The sequence below is a fragment of the Mesorhizobium salmacidum (SeqCode) genome (assembly GCF_037179605.1).
In the GTDB taxonomy this organism is placed as follows: domain Bacteria; phylum Pseudomonadota; class Alphaproteobacteria; order Rhizobiales; family Rhizobiaceae; genus Mesorhizobium; species Mesorhizobium salmacidum.
On record NZ_JAPYKS010000014.1, the window covers coordinates 127,896 to 146,370 of the forward strand.

Annotated in this window: 18 protein-coding genes and 1 pseudogene; 14 read left to right on the plus strand and 5 right to left on the minus strand. The window is 64.6% G+C overall.

Features of this window, described 5'->3' with window-relative positions; genetic code table 11:
* The first annotated feature begins 116 nt into the window (after nucleotides 1-116).
* The gene (locus O7A60_RS19800; protein ID WP_337107670.1) at nucleotides 117-1,340 is read left to right on the plus strand and encodes an argininosuccinate synthase; all 1,224 of its coding nucleotides are present in this window, start codon (nucleotides 117-119) and stop codon (nucleotides 1,338-1,340) included.
* A 108-nt stretch (nucleotides 1,341-1,448) separates the two neighbouring features.
* On the plus strand, nucleotides 1,449-1,970 hold the full coding sequence (locus O7A60_RS19805; protein ID WP_337107710.1) for a hypothetical protein: 522 nt from the start codon (nucleotides 1,449-1,451) through the stop codon (nucleotides 1,968-1,970).
* Nucleotides 1,971-2,017: 47 nt separating this feature from the next.
* Here the strand turns inward: O7A60_RS19805 and O7A60_RS19810 are convergent, their stop codons facing one another.
* On the minus strand, nucleotides 2,018-2,815 hold the full coding sequence (locus tag O7A60_RS19810) for a lytic murein transglycosylase (protein WP_140718499.1): 798 nt from the start codon (nucleotides 2,813-2,815) through the stop codon (nucleotides 2,018-2,020).
* A 293-nt stretch (nucleotides 2,816-3,108) separates the two neighbouring features.
* On the opposite strand from O7A60_RS19810, the gene O7A60_RS19815 reads away from it, so the two are divergent.
* The 7 genes and pseudogenes from O7A60_RS19815 to O7A60_RS19845 all read left to right on the plus strand — a co-directional run bounded on the left by O7A60_RS19815 (nucleotide 3,109) and on the right by O7A60_RS19845 (nucleotide 9,746).
* Nucleotides 3,109-4,203, plus strand: a complete 1,095-nt coding sequence (locus O7A60_RS19815) for a zinc-binding metallopeptidase family protein (RefSeq protein ID WP_337107671.1) — start codon at nucleotides 3,109-3,111, stop codon at nucleotides 4,201-4,203.
* A gap of 62 nt (nucleotides 4,204-4,265) precedes the next feature.
* A complete protein-coding gene (locus tag O7A60_RS19820; protein ID WP_337107672.1) occupies nucleotides 4,266-4,862 on the plus strand; it encodes a DUF1236 domain-containing protein in 597 nt (198 codons plus the stop codon).
* Between the two features lie 189 nt (nucleotides 4,863-5,051).
* A complete protein-coding gene (locus O7A60_RS19825) occupies nucleotides 5,052-6,005 on the plus strand; it encodes a CPBP family intramembrane glutamic endopeptidase (RefSeq protein WP_337107673.1) in 954 nt (317 codons plus the stop codon).
* A gap of 388 nt (nucleotides 6,006-6,393) precedes the next feature.
* Nucleotides 6,394-7,989 carry a signal recognition particle protein gene (gene ffh / locus O7A60_RS19830; RefSeq protein ID WP_337107674.1) on the plus strand — a complete coding sequence of 532 codons (1,596 nt, stop codon included), beginning with the start codon at nucleotides 6,394-6,396 and terminating at the stop codon, nucleotides 7,987-7,989.
* Between the two features lie 7 nt (nucleotides 7,990-7,996).
* The gene (locus O7A60_RS19835) at nucleotides 7,997-8,323 is read left to right on the plus strand and encodes a chorismate mutase (RefSeq protein WP_027146221.1); all 327 of its coding nucleotides are present in this window, start codon (nucleotides 7,997-7,999) and stop codon (nucleotides 8,321-8,323) included.
* A 49-nt stretch (nucleotides 8,324-8,372) separates the two neighbouring features.
* Nucleotides 8,373-8,774: a 30S ribosomal protein S16 gene (rpsP, locus tag O7A60_RS19840; protein ID WP_027146222.1), complete on the plus strand. Its 402-nt coding sequence runs from the start codon at nucleotides 8,373-8,375 to the stop codon at nucleotides 8,772-8,774.
* A gap of 126 nt (nucleotides 8,775-8,900) precedes the next feature.
* Nucleotides 8,901-9,746 (plus strand): annotated as a pseudogene (locus O7A60_RS19845) (acyl-CoA thioester hydrolase/BAAT C-terminal domain-containing protein).
* A 105-nt stretch (nucleotides 9,747-9,851) separates the two neighbouring features.
* Here O7A60_RS19845 and O7A60_RS19850 read toward each other — a convergent pair.
* Nucleotides 9,852-10,115 carry a glycine zipper domain-containing protein gene (locus tag O7A60_RS19850; protein ID WP_027146224.1) on the minus strand — a complete coding sequence of 88 codons (264 nt, stop codon included), beginning with the start codon at nucleotides 10,113-10,115 and terminating at the stop codon, nucleotides 9,852-9,854.
* Between the two features lie 123 nt (nucleotides 10,116-10,238).
* The gene (locus O7A60_RS19855) at nucleotides 10,239-10,649 is read right to left on the minus strand and encodes a DoxX family protein (RefSeq protein ID WP_337107675.1); all 411 of its coding nucleotides are present in this window, start codon (nucleotides 10,647-10,649) and stop codon (nucleotides 10,239-10,241) included.
* Nucleotides 10,650-10,849: 200 nt separating this feature from the next.
* Between O7A60_RS19855 and O7A60_RS19860 the strand changes: the two genes are divergently transcribed.
* Nucleotides 10,850-11,257: an ACT domain-containing protein gene (locus O7A60_RS19860; RefSeq protein ID WP_140510516.1), complete on the plus strand. Its 408-nt coding sequence runs from the start codon at nucleotides 10,850-10,852 to the stop codon at nucleotides 11,255-11,257.
* A 652-nt stretch (nucleotides 11,258-11,909) separates the two neighbouring features.
* On the opposite strand, the gene O7A60_RS19865 is transcribed toward O7A60_RS19860, so the two are convergent.
* Nucleotides 11,910-12,944 carry an aspartate-semialdehyde dehydrogenase gene (locus O7A60_RS19865; RefSeq protein WP_140510518.1) on the minus strand — a complete coding sequence of 345 codons (1,035 nt, stop codon included), beginning with the start codon at nucleotides 12,942-12,944 and terminating at the stop codon, nucleotides 11,910-11,912.
* Between the two features lie 580 nt (nucleotides 12,945-13,524).
* Between O7A60_RS19865 and O7A60_RS19870 the strand changes: the two genes are divergently transcribed.
* The 4 genes from O7A60_RS19870 to O7A60_RS19885 all read left to right on the plus strand — a co-directional run bounded on the left by O7A60_RS19870 (nucleotide 13,525) and on the right by O7A60_RS19885 (nucleotide 17,254).
* Nucleotides 13,525-15,393, plus strand: a complete 1,869-nt coding sequence (locus O7A60_RS19870) for a DEAD/DEAH box helicase (RefSeq protein WP_337107676.1) — start codon at nucleotides 13,525-13,527, stop codon at nucleotides 15,391-15,393.
* Nucleotides 15,394-15,523: 130 nt separating this feature from the next.
* A complete protein-coding gene (locus O7A60_RS19875; protein WP_337107677.1) occupies nucleotides 15,524-16,255 on the plus strand; it encodes a DUF805 domain-containing protein in 732 nt (243 codons plus the stop codon).
* Between the two features lie 149 nt (nucleotides 16,256-16,404).
* Nucleotides 16,405-16,812 carry an SRPBCC family protein gene (locus tag O7A60_RS19880; protein ID WP_337107678.1) on the plus strand — a complete coding sequence of 136 codons (408 nt, stop codon included), beginning with the start codon at nucleotides 16,405-16,407 and terminating at the stop codon, nucleotides 16,810-16,812.
* On the plus strand, nucleotides 16,805-17,254 hold the full coding sequence (locus O7A60_RS19885) for a MarR family winged helix-turn-helix transcriptional regulator (RefSeq protein ID WP_337107679.1): 450 nt from the start codon (nucleotides 16,805-16,807) through the stop codon (nucleotides 17,252-17,254). Before O7A60_RS19880 ends, O7A60_RS19885 begins: the two co-directional genes overlap by 8 nt.
* Nucleotides 17,255-17,273: 19 nt before the next feature.
* On the opposite strand, the gene leuB is transcribed toward O7A60_RS19885, so the two are convergent.
* Entirely contained in the window at nucleotides 17,274-18,377 is a 1,104-nt protein-coding gene (gene leuB / locus O7A60_RS19890; protein ID WP_337107680.1) for a 3-isopropylmalate dehydrogenase, read from the minus strand.
* Nucleotides 18,378-18,475: the final 98 nt, after the last annotated feature.

The window sequence follows — 18,475 nt, forward strand, 5'->3', positions numbered from 1 at the left end:
GCTGATCCAGCCCTGCTCGATCCTGGTGTCACCACCTGCCTCGTGTTCATCCCTTGCGCAGCCTGGAAGCGGCGTGATACCTCGCGCGCCGAGAACTCCTGTCGTGGAACTGCCAAATGTCCAAGATCAAAGACGTCAAGAAGGTCGTGCTCGCTTATTCCGGCGGCCTCGACACATCCATCATCCTGAAATGGCTGCAGACCGAACTCGGCGCCGAAGTCGTCACCTTCACCGCCGATCTCGGCCAGGGCGGCGAGCTGGAGCCGGCACGCCGCAAGGCCGAGATGATGGGCATCAAGGACATCCGCGTCGTCGACGTGCGCGAGGAATTCGTCTCCGACTTCGTCTTCCCGATGTTCCGCGCCAACACCGTCTATGAAGGCACTTACCTGCTGGGCACCTCGATCGCGCGACCGCTGATTTCCAAGCACCTGGTCGAGATCGCCAGGGAGACCGGTGCAGACGCGATTGCGCACGGCGCCACCGGCAAGGGCAACGACCAGGTGCGTTTCGAGCTTTCCGCCTACGCGCTCAACCCCGACATCAAGGTCATCGCGCCGTGGCGCGACTGGTCGTTCAAGTCGCGCACCGACCTGATGAACTTCGCCGAACAGCACCAGATCCCGGTGCCGAAGGACAAGAAGGGCGACGCACCGTTCTCGGTCGACGCCAACCTCCTGCACTCCTCTTCCGAGGGCAAGGTGCTGGAGGATCCATGGGTGGAGCCGCCGGAATTCGTGCATCAGCGCACCGTGTCGCCGATGGACGCGCCGGATGCCGTCACCGAGATCGAGATCGAGTTCCTGAAGGGCGACCCGGTCGCGCTCAACGGCAAGAGACCGTCGCCGGCAACCATGCTGGCGGCGCTCAACGATCTCGGCCGCGACAATGGCATCGGCCGGCTCGACCTTGTCGAGAACCGTTTCGTCGGCATGAAATCGCGGGGCGTGTATGAAACGCCCGGCGGCGCCATCCTGATCGCGGCCCATCGCGCCATCGAATCGATCACGCTCGACCGCGGTGCCGCCCACCTCAAGGACGAGTTCATGCCGCGCTATGCCGAGCTCATCTATAACGGCTTCTGGTTCTCGCCCGAGCGCCTGATGCTGCAGGCGATGATCGACAAGAGCCAGGAAGACGTCGAAGGCACGGTGCGGCTGAAGCTCTACAAGGGCAATGTCATGGTCACCGGTCGCAAATCGAAGAAGACGCTCTATTCCGACGCGCTGGTCACCTTCGAGGACGACCGTGGCGCCTACGACCAGAAGGACGCCGCCGGCTTCATCCGCCTCAATGCGCTGAGGCTGCGGACATTGGCCGCGCGCAACCGCAACAGCTAATGCCTGCCGCCCGGAAGTGTCCTCGGTTCCGGGACAACGACATGCATAAAATCAGAAGCTTACGGCATGTCGCAGCAAATCCTGTTCGCCGCGATATCTGTAGACGGGATGCGCTGTCCCGGCAGATGCCTGGTGCCGCTGGTCCTTCTGGCGGCCCCGGCCATGGCCGGGGATTTCGACCCTGCCTCGCTTGACCTTGCCGCCCTGATCGAGTGCCGGTCCGACGTGCCCGGCTATAACGGCTTTGCCCTCTGGCTGGCCGGCGAACCCGGCGCCGCGAAGGCGCTGAGCTGGAACGAAGGTCCGTCAGGCAATCCGTTCCTGCGCCAATATGACTTGCCCGCCCCGGTCCATGTCTTCGGGCGCGAGACCGAGACAATCGTCTTTACCGCGACAGGGCCGATGGCCGTGCTTGATGGCATCGCCGCGCCGGACCTCGCCCGCCAGTTCGACGTCCCGGCGACGGTCTCGACGCCGGACAAGTTCCTCGGTGAGAAGGTCGTGGCCGAAAGCACCGAGGAGTCCGGCGGCGTGAGCCTTGCCACGCGCATTACGCTCAACGTCTCGACGGTCGAATCCCATCCCGGCAAGACGCTGGCCGGCTGCTCCTATGCGCTCGACGTGAAATGAAACCCGGCGCGAAGGCCGGGTTCTTCGTTCAATGCCGTGCGGTTCGATCAGTCGGCGTCGATCGCGGTGGCGATGCGGGCGATGGCCTGCTGATAGACGCTTGCGGAATTCCAGCCGGCGATCGCGCCTATATTCGACTGCGCGCTGGCGCCAGCCCGCCAGCCGTGACCCTTGAGGAAGTTGGCGGTGGAGGCCAAAGCGGTGGCCTTGTCGCGCAGGTTTCCGCTGCCGACCGCATATTTCAGGACGTTTCCGGGCAGGAACTGCGTGTGGCCGATCTCGCCATGCATAGCGCCGACCGACGAGGCGGTCAACGCTCCGCGATCAACCAGCTTCAGGGCCGCGATGGCGTGCGGGTGGAAATAGTCGGGGCGGCGGCAATCATAGGCAAGCGTCAAAATGGCGGAGACCGTGTTCTGGTTGCCCATCGAGGCGCCGAAGCCGGTCTCCATGCCCCAGATGGCGAGCAGCACGCCCGGCGACACGCCGTAGTTCTGTTCGATCTGGTTGAACAGCGCCGCGTTCGACTTCTTCAGCGAACGGCCCTTGGAAATAATCGCGGACCCGCCACGGCGCTTCATGAAATCGTCCACCGAGCCGCTGAACGCCTTGTGGATGGCGCGGTCGGCGGAGATGGTCCTTGTTGCATAGGTTGCGCCGGCCAGAGCGGCCAGCCCCCTCGACCCGACACCTTCGGACTTGGCCTCGGCGGCGAAATCCTGTTTCCAGGCGTCGAAGCCGGCGCCGGTCTTGCCGCAGCTGGCCGCCGCTTGCGCGCCCGTTGCCAGCCCCAGCACCGCCACCACCGCGGCTGCTAAAATCCTACCCTTGGCAAGAAATGCCATGTTGTTCTCCTGGTTGCCTGATTCACGTCCCGATTGCGAATTTGCCAGCGAAACGCGCATTTGTCACCGTCTGTGGCGCGATGCTGGCGAATGCCGGGGAATTTGCCTACGATCAAGTGATTATTATGGCGAGGCCATGCATGAAAAACGTTGATGCCGGCCATGGACCGCATCGGAGCGCCCGGACCAGCGAAGCGAGATAGTCTCGCCGGACCGCGGAACACCGGCCGGTGGCTCGCGTTTGGGCACGGGCCGCCATGCATCCTGTGCCCTTCTGATGAATTGAGACCGAGATGAAACTTTTCGACTGCCCGCATTGCGGCCACCGTCTCTATTTCGAGAACGCCCAGTGCCTGAACTGCAGCAGTCTCGTGCTCTATGATCCTGAGCGCGCGCGCTTTGTCCTGTCCGGCGTCGACGGCGCCATCCAGTGCACCAATGCCGACGAATGCGCCTGCAACTGGATGGCCGAGCCGGGGCAGGTCTTCTGCCGTGCCTGCGTGCTGAACCAGCTGATCCCCGACCTCTCGGTCGACGGCAACCGCCGCCGCTGGATCCGCGTCGAGGCGGCGAAGAAGCGCGCCATCTATTCGCTGCTCGCCTTCGGCTTGCCGGTGGCGCCCAAGCAAAGCCCGACGGACGAGATCGGGCTGGCCTTCGACTTCCTCGCCGATCCGATCGGCGGCGGCCCGGGCGGCGAACGGATTCTCACCGGCCACGACAATGGCCTGATCACGCTGAACGTCGCCGAGGCCGATTCAGCCGAGCGCGAAAAACGTCGCGTCGAGATGGGCGAGAACTACCGCACGCTGCTCGGCCATTTCCGCCACGAGCTCGGCCATTATTACTGGGACCGCCTGATCCGCGACGATCCGCGAGGGCTGGAAGCGTTCCGTGCTTTGTTCGGCGACGAACGCGCCGACTACGAACAGGCGCTGAAGGCCTACTACGCCGATGGCGCCGCGCCCGACTGGCAGCAAAACCACATCTCGGCCTACGCCACCTCGCATCCGTGGGAGGACTGGGCCGAGACCTGGGCCCACCATCTGCACATCACCGACACGCTGGAGATGGTCCATGCGCTCAACTTCCCGCTCGGCCGGCTGGAGACGGTGGAGGCGGCCGAACTGCCGCGGGGCGATACCGGCGGCGGGCTGCAGGCAGCGCCCTCGGAGCCTGCAAAGACGCCCGAACCCTTCGACAAGATCCTTGCCCGCTGGCTGGTGCTGTCGGAAGCCTCCAATTCGATCAACCGCTGCATGGGCCTGCCCGACCTCTACCCCTTCGTCATTTCGGACGTGACGGCGCAGAAACTGGCCTTTGTTCACGATCTTGTGACCAGCTTGCCGAAAGACACGGGAAATCGTGAGTTGGCTCGCGCGTTTTAACCGGAACGCATGCGCTGCTGCCCCGTTTCGCTGGCGAGGGACCACGAAAACGGAGAGAAACCATGAAATCCGTATTGTTTCCCGCAATCGCCGGAGTGTTCACCATGATGTCGGGCGCCGCCTTGGCGGACACCGCCGTGTCGGCGGTCACCGATCTCAACGTGCGCGCTGGCCCGGGCCCGCAATATCCGGTGATCGGCGTGCTGGCCGCCGGCCAGTCGGCGACGCTCAATGGCTGCATCGAAAACAGCAAATGGTGCACGATCGCCGAAGCCGGCGGCCAGGGCTGGGTCTATTCCGACTACGTCACCGCCGATTTCGGCGGTAGCCGCGTGGTGCTGACGCAGCGCCGCTCCGCCGTTGCCGTCGTCTCGCCGCCGGACGACATCGGCAACTATTCGACCGAGTACACCGGAGCGATCGTCGCCGGCGAGCCGATCGACACCGTCGTCCGGCCTCCGGCCGAGGTCAGGACCTATGTCGACACCCATCGCCTCGACCCCGTCTATCTCGAAGGCGAGGTGGTGACCGGCGCAACCCTGCCCGACACCGTCGAGTTGCGCGAAATTCCCGACTACAAGTATCGCTATATCTATGTGAACGGTCAGCCGACGCTGGTCGATCCGCAGACAAGGCGCATCATGTACGTGGTGCGTTGACAGAGGCCAGAGGTCGCCGAAGCGGCCGCTTGCGACACTGGAAAGAACCTGCCGGTACCCGGGCGGCGCTTGGGTGCCGGGCGATCCGTTTGCGCGTATCCCTGGTGATATCGATTCCGATTCCCGAGGCCATCGGCTAGATCAAGGACAGCTGGATCAAGCAGCGATGGATTCGGATCGAGGACAAACGTGACAATCGACGACACTGCCTTCGAGCGCTATCGCAACACGCCGAACGCCAGGACGACTTTGTTGCGTCTATTTCTGGGGACGCTGATCGTCGTCCTGCTCTGGGGCGCCACCACCGCGGCCGTGCTGTTCGGCGGCACACATGTTTACTTCGCCTGGCAGGTTACGGCTGCGCCATATGGCATGGAGGGTTTTCTCGCCTCGCCCATTGGCATCCTCAGCGCGCTCACCTCCTTCGCCGGGATCTGGATCGGCCTGTGGATCGCCATGCGCTGGGTGCATGGCGAGCCGCTGTCGGCCCTCCTCGGCACCGGCCGCCGCGTATCGCGGCCGGACTTCCTCAAGGGGCTGATCGCGGTGCTGATCACCTCGGCTTTGTCCGAAATCCTGCTCTATTTGCTGGCGCCGGGGATCGCTCGCGGCACGATCAGCCTGTCGTCCTGGCTGCTGTTCGCGATCCCGATCGTCGCGCTCACCTTGCTGCAGACCTCGTCGGAAGAGGTGCTGTTTCGCGGCTATCTGCTGCGCGGCCTCGCCAGCCGCTTCCGCAGCCCTTTCATCTGGGCGCTGCTGCCCGGCCTGCTGTTCACCTCGCTGCACTGGAGCGGCGGTTCGTCGGCCGCCATCAATGCCTGCGTGCTGGTCTCGATCGCCGCTTTCGCGCTGCTTCTGACACTCATGGTTTATGCCACCGGCAATCTCGGCGCAGCGCTTGGCGCCCATCTCGGCAACAACCTCACCGGTTTCCTGCTGATCTCGCATCAGCAGAGCTACAATTCCTTCGCCTTGTTCACCGCCAAGCCGCTCGAAGGGCCGGGATGGATGATGTCGGATGCAATTCTCATCGCCCTCATCGGCATCGCCTGCAGCTTGCTGACGATTGCTCTATTGCTGCACCCACGCTCGCCGCTCAGGGTCTCGGCCGAGGTCCCGAACGCCGTGGGTATGGCCTGATCGCGGTCCGGGAAACGGCGCGACACCGGCCTTGCCTTGACTCTCGCGCCGATTTCCTGTCTACAGCCCACCAATTCCGCGACGAGTATCCCTCCGAGCAAGCCGACCAGGACGCCGAAGCCTCTTGAGGCCAAGTGCTGTAAACAGATCCTGGAGGCCAACACCCGGCAGCGCTGTGCGCCCCCGGGTGCTTTTTGATTTTGGGCTTTTGCTTGGACTGGCTTGGAGACTGGGCGCGAACGCATTACCTCTCGGGCACCATCCGGGTGCCAGGGAAAAGGAAAACGAATGTTTGAATCGCTGCAGCAGCGCACAAGAGGCGTGGAGGGCCATCGGCCCGACAGGGATCACTATGACTCCAAGGCGCTCTCGCGCGGTGGGTTGATCAATGTTTGAGTCCCTGCAAGAGCGCCTTGGCTCCATCCTGAACGGCCTGACCGGCCGCGGCGCGCTTTCCGAGGCTGATGTCTCGGCGGCGTTGCGTGAGGTGCGCCGTGCGCTGCTCGAGGCCGACGTGGCGCTGGAAGTCGTGCGTTCCTTCACCGACAAGGTGCGCGAGAAGGCCGTCGGCGCCGCCGTGCTGAAGTCGATCAAGCCCGGACAGATGGTCGTCAAGATCGTCCATGACGAGCTGGTCGACATGCTGGGCGCCGAGGGCGTCGCCATCGACCTCAATGCGCCTGCTCCGGTCGTCGTCATGATGGTCGGCCTGCAGGGCTCCGGAAAGACGACGACTTCGGCCAAGATCGCCAAGCGGCTGACCGAGCGGCAGAACAAGAAGGTCCTGATGGCCTCGCTCGACACGCGGCGCCCCGCCGCGCAGGAGCAGTTGCGCCAGCTCGGCGAGCAGGTCAAGGTCGCGACGCTGCCTGTGATAGCAGGCCAGAACCCGGTCGATATCGCCAGGCGCGCCGTGCAGGCGGCCAAGCTCGGCGGCCATGACGTCGTCATCCTCGACACCGCCGGCCGCACCCATATCGACGAGCCGCTGATGGTCGAGATGGCCGACATCAAGAAAGTGTCCAGCCCGCACGAGATCCTGATGGTCGCCGACTCCCTGACCGGCCAGGATGCCGTCAACCTGGCGAAAAGCTTCGACGAGCGCGTCGGCATCACCGGCCTTGTGCTGACCCGCATGGACGGCGACGGCCGTGGCGGTGCCGCGCTTTCGATGCGCGCGGTCACCGGCAAGCCGATCAAGCTGATCGGCACCGGCGAAAAAATGGACGGGCTGGAGGAATTCCACCCCAAGCGCATCGCCGACCGCATCCTGGGCATGGGTGACATCGTCTCGCTCGTCGAGAAGGCGGCGGAAAACATCGACGCCGAGCAGGCGGCGGCGATGGCCAAGAAGATGCAGTCGGGCAAGTTCGACCTGAACGACCTCGCCCAGCAGCTTCAGCAGATGTCGAAGATGGGCGGCATGGGCGGCATCATGGGCATGATGCCGGGCATGGGCAAGATGAAGGACCAGATGGCCGCCGCCGGCCTCGACGACAAGATGTTCGGCCGCCAGCTCGCCATCATCTCCTCGATGACCAAGGCCGAGCGCGCCAATCCCGATATACTGAAACACTCGCGCAAGAAGCGCATTGCCGCCGGCTCCGGCACCGATGCGGCCGAGATCAACAAGCTTTTGAAGATGCATCGCGGCATGGCCGACATGATGAAGGCGATGGGCGGCAAGGGCAAAGGCGGCGGGCTGATGCGCGGCATGATGGGCGGCCTCGCCTCCAAGATGGGCCTTGGCGGCATGGTACCCGGGGGTGGCATGGGCGGCATGATGGGCGGCGGCATGCCCGACCTGTCGAAGATGGATCCCAAGCAGCTCGAAGCCTTGCAGAAACAGGCGCAGGCCGCCGGCCTCGGTGGCATGAAGGGCTTGCCCGCCCCAGGCGGCGGCTTGCCCGGCCTGCCTGGCGGCATGAAGCTTCCCGGCCTTGGCGGTGGTGGCGGCCTGCCCGGTCTCGGCAAGAAAAAGTGAGGACGCTATGAACGAAGAAAAGGACATGGCCGACGCCCGCACCATCCTGGCCGGCTACCGCGCCTCGATCGACAACATCGATGCCGCCCTCATCCATATGCTGGCCGAGCGCTTCCGCTGCACCAAGGCGGTCGGCATGCTCAAGGCCGAGCATGGCCTGCCGCCGGCCGACCCGGCGCGCGAGCAGCAGCAGATCGCCCGTCTTCGCCAGCTTGCGAAAGATGCGCATCTCGACCCGGATTTCGCGGAAAAATTCCTCAACTTCGTCGTCCGCGAAGTGATCCGGCACCACGAACAGATCGCCGCTGCCAACGGCGTGACGAAAACCGGCTGACAACCAGCCTGAACAATCAACGAAATCAGAGCTTTTAGGAGAAAAGAAAATGGCACTGAAGATCAGACTGGCCCGTGCGGGCTCGAAGAAGCGTCCTTACTACCACGTTGTCGTCGCCGACGCCCGTTCGCCCCGCGACGGCCGGTTCATCGAGTCGCTCGGCTCGTGGAACCCGCTGCTGCCGAAGGACGGCGAGCGCATCAAGGTCGACGCCGACCGCGTCAAGCATTGGCTGTCGCACGGCGCCCAGCCGACCGACCGCGTGCTGCGCTTCCTCGATGAAGCCGGCCTTGCCAAGCGCGAAGCCCGCTCCAACCCGAAGAAGGCCGAGCCCGGCAAGAAGGCGCAGGAACGCGCCGCCCTGCTGAAGAAGGCCCAGGACGACGCCGCTGCCGCCGTCGCCGCGGCCGCTGCCGCACCAGCCGAAGCGGAAGCCGCCACCGCCGAGTAATCGCTTCCTATTCCTTGCGCAAACAGAACGGCGGGCCTGTGCCCGCCGTTTTGCTGTTTGCAATTGTCACTCACCTGCCCTTTGCTGTGTCCTTGGAAAAGCTTCTGATTTCCGGCTGAGGATCCAATGGGCGAACGAGCAGTCGCGGAGGAAATCCTGTCCGGCGGCGTCGCCGGAACCCTGTTACGATGCGTCGATGCCACGACAGGTGTCGTGGTGCTGGGCGGATCGAGCGGCCGCGTCGATGTCGAGCGCGCACGACTGTTCGCCGATGTGGGCGTCTCTGCCCTTGCCCTCCGCTGGTTCGACGGCGAAGGCCAGGTCCCAGGCATATGCGAAATCCCCCTGGAGACGTTTTTCGCCGCGACCGACTGGCTTGTCGGATTGGGGTGCCGGCGCATCATCTATGTCGGCACATCCAAGGGCGCCGAGGCATCCTTGCTCGCGGCGGCGCATGACCCGCGCATCGATGCCGTGCTCGCGATCAGCCCGACATCGGTGGTCTGGGGCAACATCGGGCCGGGCCGCGACGGCATCAGCTGGCCCGAGCGGTCGTCATAGACGCTGAAGGGGGTTCCATGCCCGTTTGTTCCAACCGACCCGGATTGGAGGGCAAGCTACCTCGATGGTCTTGTGTCCTATCGAGGGTTTTTCGAACACTGCCTGGCAAGATTCAAACAGCAAGCGGACAGGGCCGCCATTCCCGTCGAGGTTATTTCGGCGGAGATCGTGCTGGTCGCGGGCGGCGGCGACGCGCTGTGGCCATCCCTGGATTTTGCCCGCTCGATCGTCCGGCGTCGAAAAGACGCCGGAAAGGCCACACGCCTCGTTTCGGCTCCCGACGCCGGCCATCGCATTCTCCTGCCGGGTGAAACCACGCCGCGCTCAAGCTCGCATGCCCATGGCGGCAATGACCGCGCCGACGCGGGTTTGGGGCGGGACGCCTGGCGATACGTCCGGGAGCTCCTGTAGCGCGCCCCGTGATAGTGCCTCAAACGAGTTGCAGCCAATTCATCGATTCGAAAACAGCGGGTCAAAAGCCCGCCGTTTTGCTCTTCATTTTTGGCATGCGGTCGTTCAATAGCCGCTTGGGCAGCGATCGACATAGGTATGGCCATTGCGGTCGCGATAGCGGCAACGGCCCGGTTCGCTGGCCCGGCCGATCAGCGCACCGGCCACGGCCCCGACGGCACCGCCGACAACCGCGCCTTGCACCGGATTGTTGGCGACCGCCGCGCCAACCGCGGCACCGCCGAGGCCGCCGACGGCCGCGCCTTTTTCCGTCTGCGAACAGGCGCCGAGCGCCGTCGTCAGCACCAGAATGGTCAGGATTCTCTTCATTTGTCGTTCCTCTCACATGCGGATCGCCGTCTCGCCGCCAAGTCCCTAACTCTCAAACGGCTAATTTGATCCCGAGAAGAATGAAGATCGCGACGACACCTGGCAGCGATTGGCGCGGAACGGCTACCGGCTGAACGGGATCAGGGCGCGCACTTTGGGGTCACGCAGATAGAGGCCGCCCCAAAGGATGATGCCGAGATAGACGCCGAACAGCGTGTGCGAAAACAGCGGATTGCCGATACGCGCATTGGTGGCGATGGCGCCGCCCATATAGGCGGTGAGCAGGATGGCGCCGAGCACGGAGGTGCGTGGCAGGGCGTAGAGCGCGGTCGAGATCAGGCCGATGATGCCCAGCATGCGCGCGACATTGGCCTCGGCCGGCCAGCCGAGCGGCACCATCGTCTGGGTGACGATATCGAGCGGTGGCAGCTTGATGGCGCCGTCGAAGATCATGAACAGGATGATGAGGCCGCTGAGCACGCGGCCGGTCCACAGGGCACCGGACGAGACAGGCGCGGTTTGAGAAATGCTCATTGGTGGTCCCTCCTGATGGTTAGCCCCGTTTTCGGCGGGGTCGAACCAAGGACGTGCCATGAGGCGGCGATCCGACACGTGTCTGGATTTGTCTTGGCGCCGATTTCCACCATGCTGCGGACTCTGCTGCCAGCAGAGCTATCGGCATTCGTCCATGGCGGGCTATTGAGGAGCGGGCAGTGCACCAGGCGAGACGACAAATGACCGGCGAGACCGATCTGAGGACATTGTTGGCGTCGATGACGCCGGAATTGCTTGATGGCACCTATGTCTTTGCCACGCTGGCGCCGCACGTGCCGCAGCCCGAAGGCCTGGAGCCGGTGATGGTGTTTCGCGAGCGCGAGGGCACGACGCTGATCGTGACCGAGGAAGCCGCCCGGACCACGGGGCTGGAGGCTTCGTTCCGCTGCCGGATGATCACGCTGAACATCCACTCATCGCTCGAAGCCGTCGGCTTCCTCGCCGCCATCACCGCACGCCTCGCCGCCGCCGGCATGGGCGTCAATCCGGTCTCGGGTTTTTACCACGACCATCTGTTTGTGCCGGCCGGGCGGGCGGAGGAGGCGATGGCGGTGCTGCGCGAACTGAGTATGGATAGCGCGAGTTGAAATCGGCGCAGAGCGGCTTTGACGGCTAATCTCATGACTCGGCAGCGCCAAATCGGTATGGCCGGCGCCCCTCATCCGCCCTTGGCCACCTTCTCCCGCCAAACGGGGAGAAGGAAAGGCATCCGGCCGAAGGCCGAGCCCGCGACCGCAGGCCGCCGGTCGTCCGGCGCCCTCGCGGAGGGCCCGCCGCGGCAGCGGCGATACGGCCCGTGAAATCGGCGCAGAGCGACTTTGACTGCTAATTTCATGACCCGGCAGCGCCAAATCGGCTGGCCGGCGCTGCCCCTCATCCGCCCTTCGGGCACCTTCTCCCCGTAAACGGGGAGAAGGAAAGGCATCCGGCCGAAAGGCCGAGCCCGCGACGGCGGGCCGCCGGTCGTCCGGCGCCCTCGCGGAGGGCCCGCCGCGGCAGCCGCGATACGGCCCGTGAAATCGGCGCAGAGCGACTTTGACTGCTAATTTCATGATCCGGCAGCGCCAAATCGGCTGGCCGGCGCTGCCCCTCATCCGCCTGCCGGAACCTTCTCCCCGTAATGACGGGGAGAAGGGAGCTAACGGCCGAAGGCCGAGCCCGCGACCGCGGGCCGCCGGTCGTCCGGCGCCCTCGCGGAGGGCCCGCCGCGGCAGCGGCGATACGGCCCGTGAGCGAAAACTAAGCCGCCTTCTTCTTCGGCTGGATGAGCCCGCGTTCGACCAGCAGTTCGGCGATCTGCACCGCGTTCAACGCCGCGCCCTTGCGCAGGTTGTCGGAGACGATCCACATCGACAGGCCGTTGTCGACGGTCGAATCCTCGCGGATGCGCGAGATGAAGGTGGCATCCTCGCCGGCTGATTCCAGCGGCGTGATGTAGCCGCCATCCTCGCGCTTGTCCAAGACCTGGCAGCCAGGCGCTTCACGCAGAATGTCGCGCGCCTCGTCGGCGGTGATCGGCTTCTCGAACTCGATGTTGACCGCTTCCGAATGGCCGATGAACACCGGCACGCGCACGCAGGTCGCCGTCAGCTTGATCTTGGGGTCGAGCATCTTCTTGGTCTCGGCGACCATCTTCCACTCTTCCTTGGTGAAGCCGTCGTCGAGGAAGACATCGATATGCGGGATGACGTTGAAGGCGATGCGTTTGGTGAACTTCTTGACGTCGACCTGGTCGGCGACGAACACCGCGCGCGTCTGCGTGAACAGTTCGTCCATGCCTTCCTTGCCGGCGCCGGATACAGACTGGTAGGTGGCGACGACGACGCGCTTGATGGTGGCGGCATCATGCAGCGGCTTCAACGCCACGACGAGCTGCGCCGTCGAGCAGTTCGGGTTGGCGATGATGTTCTTGCGCGTGAACAGCGAGATCGCGTCCGGATTCACCTCGGGCACGATCAGCGGCACGTCCTGATCGTAGCGGAAGGCCGATGAATTATCGATGACGACGCAGCCCTGCTTGCCGATCTTCGGCGACCACTCCTTGGAGACGTTGCCGCCGGCCGACATGATGCAGATGTCGGTGTCGGAAAAATCATACTGGTCGAGCGGCCTGACCTTCAGCGTGCGGTCGCCGAACGACACTTCCGTGCCCATGCTGCGCCGCGAGGCGAGCGCCACGACTTCGCTGACCGGAAAGCCGCGCTCTTCCAGAATGTTGAGCATTTCCCGGCCCACATTGCCCGTGGCGCCGACGACTGCAACCTTGAAACTCATAGAAATCTCCTGTCCCTCTCCGCTTGGTTTTTGGAGAAAACCCGCCGGCCAAGTGCGGGTTCCGTCCCCCGGGCCGGACCCGGGAGAGGGTGGTTAGGCCAAGGGAATCACACCGTTTTGGTGGTGGTTTTGGCCATAGTTTTGGTCGAACGGTAAGATGCACCAACGCGTCCGGCCCCACTGATGTGGCCGGGGACGTCGAAGGCAAGAAGAGCCATCAAAAGCCCGCGCATCGAGATTGATCCCGTTCGATGCCGGCTTTTACGCGGTTTGCCGCAGGAGTCAATTGGCGCCTCTTTTCCTTCTCCCCTTGTGGGAGAAGGTGGATCGGCGCGCAGCGCCGAGACGGTTGAGGGGTGGGTGACGGAACACCGTCCTTGCCAAGCTGGAGCACCCCTCATCCGACCTCGCTTCGCGAGGCCACCTTCTCCCACAAGGGGAGAAGGGAAGAAGCTCGGCGGGCTGCACTGTACAATGGCCACCGCAAGAAGTACGAACACCCAAAGATTGTCTGACCGGCACGCGTGCCGGTCCCGGATGTGCTTCGTAAGAGCAATCCCCTGAATTCCGAAAGAATGAGATGTCCAACTTCGAAGGTATTGTTCCCGCGCTGGCACAAGCGCTGGAGAAACGCGGTTATTCCGACCTGACACCGGTGCAGAAGGCGGTGCTGGAGCTCGGGCAGGCCGACGCTCTGGTGTCGGCACAGACCGGCTCGGGCAAGACCGTCGCCTTCGGCCTTGCCATGGCGCCGACGCTGCTCGACGGCGCGGAACGTTTCGGCCAGGCGGCGGCGCCGCTGGCACTGGCGGTGGCGCCAACGCGTGAACTGGCGCTGCAGGTTACGCGCGAGCTCGAATGGCTCTACGAGCCGACCGGCGCCACGGTGGCATCCTGCGTCGGCGGCATGGACATGCGCACCGAACGGCGGACGCTGGAGCGCGGCGCCCATATCGTCGTCGGCACGCCCGGCCGGCTGCGCGACCACATCACCCGTAATTCACTCGACATGTCGACGCTCAAGGCCGTGGTGCTGGACGAGGCCGACGAGATGCTCGATCTCGGCTTTCGCGAGGACCTCGAATTCATTCTCGATGCCGCACCGGCCGACCGCCGCACGCTGATGTTTTCCGCCACCGTGCCGCGCTCCATCGCCACGCTCGCCCAGGGCTATCAGCGCGATGCCGTGCGCATCTCGGCCGCCGGCGAGGAAAAGCAGCATCTCGACATCGAATACAGGGCGCTGAATGTCGCCCAGGCCGACCGCGAGAACGCCATCATCAACGTGCTGCGTTTCTATGAAGCCAAGAACGCGCTGGTGTTCTGCAACACGCGTGCCGCCGTCAATCATCTCACGGCCCGCTTCAACAACCGCAATTTTTCCGTCGTCGCGCTCTCGGGCGAACTCAGCCAGAACGAACGCAGCCATGCGCTGCAGGCGATGCGCGACGGCCGCGCGAAAGTCTGCATCGCCACCGACGTGGCGGCGCGCGGCATCGACCTCCCCAACCTCGAGCTGGTGATCCACGCCGACCTGCCGACCAATCCGGAAACGCTGCTGCACCGCAGCGGCCGCACCGGACGTGCCGGACGCAAGGGCGTCAGCGCGCTGATCGTGCCCAATAGCGCCCGCAGGCGCACCGAGCGGCTGCTGCAAAGCGCCAAGCTGACGGCGACATGGGCGAGCCCGCCCTCGGCCGACGACGTGATACGGCGCGACGACGAGCGCATCCTTACCGATCCGGCTTTCGACGAACCGGTGAAGGACGACGAGCGTGCGTTCATCGACGCGCTTCTCGCCAGGCATGGTGCCGAACAGGTGACGGCCGCCTTTGTGCGCCAGTGCCGCGCCAGCCGCTCCGCGCCCGAGGATCTGATGGACGTCGCGCCTTTCACACCTTCGCGCGAAAGGCTGGCGGGCGAGAAGTTTGCGCACCGCGACGAGGCGCCCAGCCGCCGCGACGATTTCGGCGCCAGCGTCTGGGTCTCGCTGTCGGTCGGACGCCGGCAAAATGCCGAGCCGCGCTGGCTGATCCCGATGCTGTGCCGTGCCGGCAGCATCAGCAAGCGTGAGATCGGCGCCATCAAGATGCAGCCGGAAGAGACGTTCGTGCAGATCGCCGCCGACTGGGCCGAGCGTTTTCTCGCCGCGATCGGCCCCGACCGCAAATTGCAGGGCAACATCGTGGTGAGGCGGCTGGACGGCACGCCTGACTTGTCGCGGGCCGGCTATCAGCCGCCCAGCCCCGACAAGAAACCGCATCGCGGCAAGGCGCCGTTCGACCCGAACGCGCCGAAGCGCAAGTTCGAGAAGCGTGCACCGGCTTCCGCCGACCAGCGCCCGGCAGCCGCGCATGAGGCAAAGCCGTGGGCGAAAAAGCCGGGCAAGCCGAAATTCGAAAACACCGGCGCGCCTAAGCATAAGAAGACGAAGAAGCGGCCGTCGTAAGACCGACGCGAAAGCCTCGCTGCTGATTTTTGCGTCATTTGCCGCGAAGGCGGTGGCTTATGGGCGGCTTGCCCATCGGCTCGGCCCTGTGCCACATCTTGGCAGGGACGTGGCGACAAGGGGGTGGGCGATGCGCGGCGAAGTGCTTCACTATGACGAGGATCAGGGCTTCGGCTTCATCACCGGCGCCGACGGCAACCGCTACACCTTCACCCGCGAGAACCTGCGCCGGCAAACCGCGATGCCCAATGGGACGGTGGTCGAGTTCCAGACGGGCGGCGGCCAGGCGCGAGACGTTTTTTCGATCGCCGGCCAAACCACCGCAAGCCCGGCCGCAAACCCGACCGTGGCCGCCGGCATAAACGCCGCTCCGGCTCAACCCGGCACCGCACCCGCGGCCCGCGCACCGCAGGCGCAGCATTTCGGCCGATCCAGCGAGAGCGCCACCGCCGAACCCAGTGATCTCTGGGGCTATTTCTGGCGTGGCCTGACGCGGAACTACTTCAACTTCGCCGGCCGCGCCCGCCGCAAGGAATATTGGGGCTACTGCCTGTTCTGGGTGGTCTGCCTGCTCATCATCGGCGGCATCGGCATCTTCACCGATATCGAAATGGGCAATTTCGACACCGACGTCTCCGCGGTGGTGACGGTCGGCCTCTGCGGCACCTTCCTCCTGGCGACGCTCCTGCCCGGCCTCGGCATGACGGTGCGCCGGCTGCACGATATCGGCCTGTCGGGCTGGCTCTATCTGGTGATCCTCATCCCCAGCATCGGCAGCCTGATCATCCTGGTCTTCGCGTTGATCCCGACCCAGGCGCGTGAAAACCAGTGGGGACCGGTGCCGGCTGGTGTCGGCATATAGCTTGGCGTGCATATGGCAATCATGAGCAACCCTGCTGGATAGTCCGCTCATCAAACGTTGCGGCCGAAAATTCCGCTTACAATTTAATCCGCACACAGATAGTCTGTGCACGGATCGAATAGTCGATCGGACAAGACGGAGCCAAGACGATGTGGACCAATGAATACACCGCGACTTCCCCGCTTCCGGCGCGAGCCTTGCATGAAGGCCGCCTGACCTATGAGGGGTCCGACACTTTCGTGCTGCACGGGCCGTTCGCCAAGGGCACCCGCGTCTCGGTGACACCGGTCGGACAGGACACGTTCGAATCGACCATCGTCGATTTCGTCGACAATTTGACCTATGCCGATGAAACTTCGTTCGGTGACACCACGCTGCTGTTCCGGCACACGCTGGTGCCCGTCGAAGGCGGCACGCAGGTGACGCACCGGCTTGATATCTCGGGCCCTTCGGCCGCCGAGGTCGGCCCGGAACTCGGGCCGCAGATCAGTGGCGATTTCGACGTCTCGATGGCCAAGCTGTTCGAGCAGGCGGAGGCGTTGGCGAACCGTGGCTGAACTGGACACGCGCTTCAAGGGCGGACCATCGGAGAGCCCCGGATTGCTGCTCTGGCGGACCACGATGCGCTGGCAGCGTGTCATGACGGCGGCGCTGGCGCCGCTCGGCCTGACACATGTCCAATTCGTGCTGCTCGCCTCGGCGATGTGGCTCGCACGCAATGGCGAGCCGCCCAACCAGGTGCAGCTCGCCGCCCAGGCCGGCACGGAGGTGAAGATGACCTCGGACGTCGTCGCCCGGCTGGAGGCGAAAGGATTGATCGCACGCGAGGCCGACCCCCGGGATTCCCGGGCCAAGGTGATCCGCGTCACCGCCGCCGGGGTGGCCGCCGCACAGCAAGCGATCGTCGCCGTCGAGACCGCCGACGCGGCCTTCTTCGAACCTGTGGACGAGGCGCAGCTCGTCGGCCTGCTGCGGCAGCTTGCCGGCGAGATCCGCTGAGGCCGAGCCGCCCTGCCGGCTAGGCCAGGAATTTTGCGATAATCGCGTCGCCCATCTCGACGGTGCCAACCTCGGTCATGCCGGGGGAGAAAATATCCTTGGTGCGCCAGCCCTGGTCGAGCACGGCGGCGATTGAAGCTTCGAGCTTGTCGGCTTCATCGACCATGCCGAAGGAATAGCGCAGGCACATGGCGAAGGAGGCGATCATGGCGATCGGGTTGGCGATGCCCTTGCCGGCGATGTCGGGGGCCGAGCCGTGTACCGGCTCGTAGAGCGCCTTGCGCTTCTTGGTCTTCACGTCGGGCGCGCCGAGCGAGGCCGACGGCAGCATACCGATCGAGCCGGTCAGCATGGCGGCGATGTCGGACAGCATGTCGCCGAACAGATTGTCGGTGACAATGACGTCGAACTGTTTTGGCCAGCGCACCAGCTGCATGCCGCCGGCGTCGGCCAGCATGTGGTCGAGCTTGACGTCGGAATAGCGCGCCTTGTGGGTCTGGGTGACGACCTCGTTCCACAGCACGCCAGACTTCATGACGTTGCGCTTTTCCATTGAGGTGACGTGGTTCTTGCGGGTCCGCGCGAGCTCGAAAGCGACGCCCGAAATGCGCTCGATCTCGAACGTGTCGTAGACCTGCGTGTCGATGCCGCGCTTCTGGCCGTTGCCGAGATCGATGATCTGCTTGGGCTCGCCGAAATAGACGCCACCGGTCAGCTCGCGCACGATGAGGATGTCGAGGCCTTCGACCACTTCCTGCTTCAGCGAGGAAGAGGCGGCCAGCGCCGGGTAGCAGATTGCCGGGCGCAGATTGGCGAACAGCTCCATGTCCTTGCGCAGCCGAAGCAGGCCGGCCTCGGGCCGCACCTCGTAAGGCACGGCATCCCACTTCGGCCCGCCGACGGCACCGAACAGCACAGCGTCCGCGGCCATCGCTTTTTCCATATCGGCATCGGAAATCGCCGCGCCATGCGCATCGTAGGCACAGCCGCCGACCAGGCCCTCATCGGTGACGAAGCCGCTGCCGAGCTTTGCGTTCATGGCAGCTATCAGCTTCTTGACCTCGGCCATGGCCTCGGGGCCGATGCCGTCGCCGGGGAGCAGGAAAAGATGCTTCGTTGCCATGGAGAGCCGTCCCAGAAAGATTGCGTTTCGATTTTGCACAGCGTCCTTTGCGCGCCAAGGAGGCGCGCGGCGCTGTGCGACCGCGGCCTTGCTAAACG

Bases quoted from the DNA above. Each gene is read 5' to 3' on its own strand.
- O7A60_RS19835 (WP_027146221.1), top strand. From the start codon at position 7,997: ATGAACGAAGAAAAGGACATGGCCGACGCCCGCACCATCCTGGCCGGC.
- O7A60_RS19855 (WP_337107675.1), bottom strand. From the start codon at position 10,649: ATGAGCATTTCTCAAACCGCGCCTGTCTCGTCCGGTGCCCTGTGGACC.
- O7A60_RS19800 (WP_337107670.1), top strand. From the start codon at position 117: ATGTCCAAGATCAAAGACGTCAAGAAGGTCGTGCTCGCTTATTCCGGC.
- O7A60_RS19820 (WP_337107672.1), top strand. From the start codon at position 4,266: ATGAAATCCGTATTGTTTCCCGCAATCGCCGGAGTGTTCACCATGATG.
- O7A60_RS19880 (WP_337107678.1), top strand. From the start codon at position 16,405: ATGTGGACCAATGAATACACCGCGACTTCCCCGCTTCCGGCGCGAGCC.
- rpsP (WP_027146222.1), top strand. From the start codon at position 8,373: ATGGCACTGAAGATCAGACTGGCCCGTGCGGGCTCGAAGAAGCGTCCT.
- O7A60_RS19805 (WP_337107710.1), top strand. From the start codon at position 1,449: ATGCGCTGTCCCGGCAGATGCCTGGTGCCGCTGGTCCTTCTGGCGGCC.
- leuB (WP_337107680.1), bottom strand. From the start codon at position 18,377: ATGGCAACGAAGCATCTTTTCCTGCTCCCCGGCGACGGCATCGGCCCC.
- O7A60_RS19875 (WP_337107677.1), top strand. From the start codon at position 15,524: ATGCGCGGCGAAGTGCTTCACTATGACGAGGATCAGGGCTTCGGCTTC.
- O7A60_RS19865 (WP_140510518.1), bottom strand. From the start codon at position 12,944: ATGAGTTTCAAGGTTGCAGTCGTCGGCGCCACGGGCAATGTGGGCCGG.
- O7A60_RS19870 (WP_337107676.1), top strand. From the start codon at position 13,525: ATGTCCAACTTCGAAGGTATTGTTCCCGCGCTGGCACAAGCGCTGGAG.
- O7A60_RS19815 (WP_337107671.1), top strand. From the start codon at position 3,109: ATGAAACTTTTCGACTGCCCGCATTGCGGCCACCGTCTCTATTTCGAG.
- O7A60_RS19850 (WP_027146224.1), bottom strand. From the start codon at position 10,115: ATGAAGAGAATCCTGACCATTCTGGTGCTGACGACGGCGCTCGGCGCC.
- O7A60_RS19860 (WP_140510516.1), top strand. From the start codon at position 10,850: ATGACCGGCGAGACCGATCTGAGGACATTGTTGGCGTCGATGACGCCG.
- ffh (WP_337107674.1), top strand. From the start codon at position 6,394: ATGTTTGAGTCCCTGCAAGAGCGCCTTGGCTCCATCCTGAACGGCCTG.
- O7A60_RS19810 (WP_140718499.1), bottom strand. From the start codon at position 2,815: ATGGCATTTCTTGCCAAGGGTAGGATTTTAGCAGCCGCGGTGGTGGCG.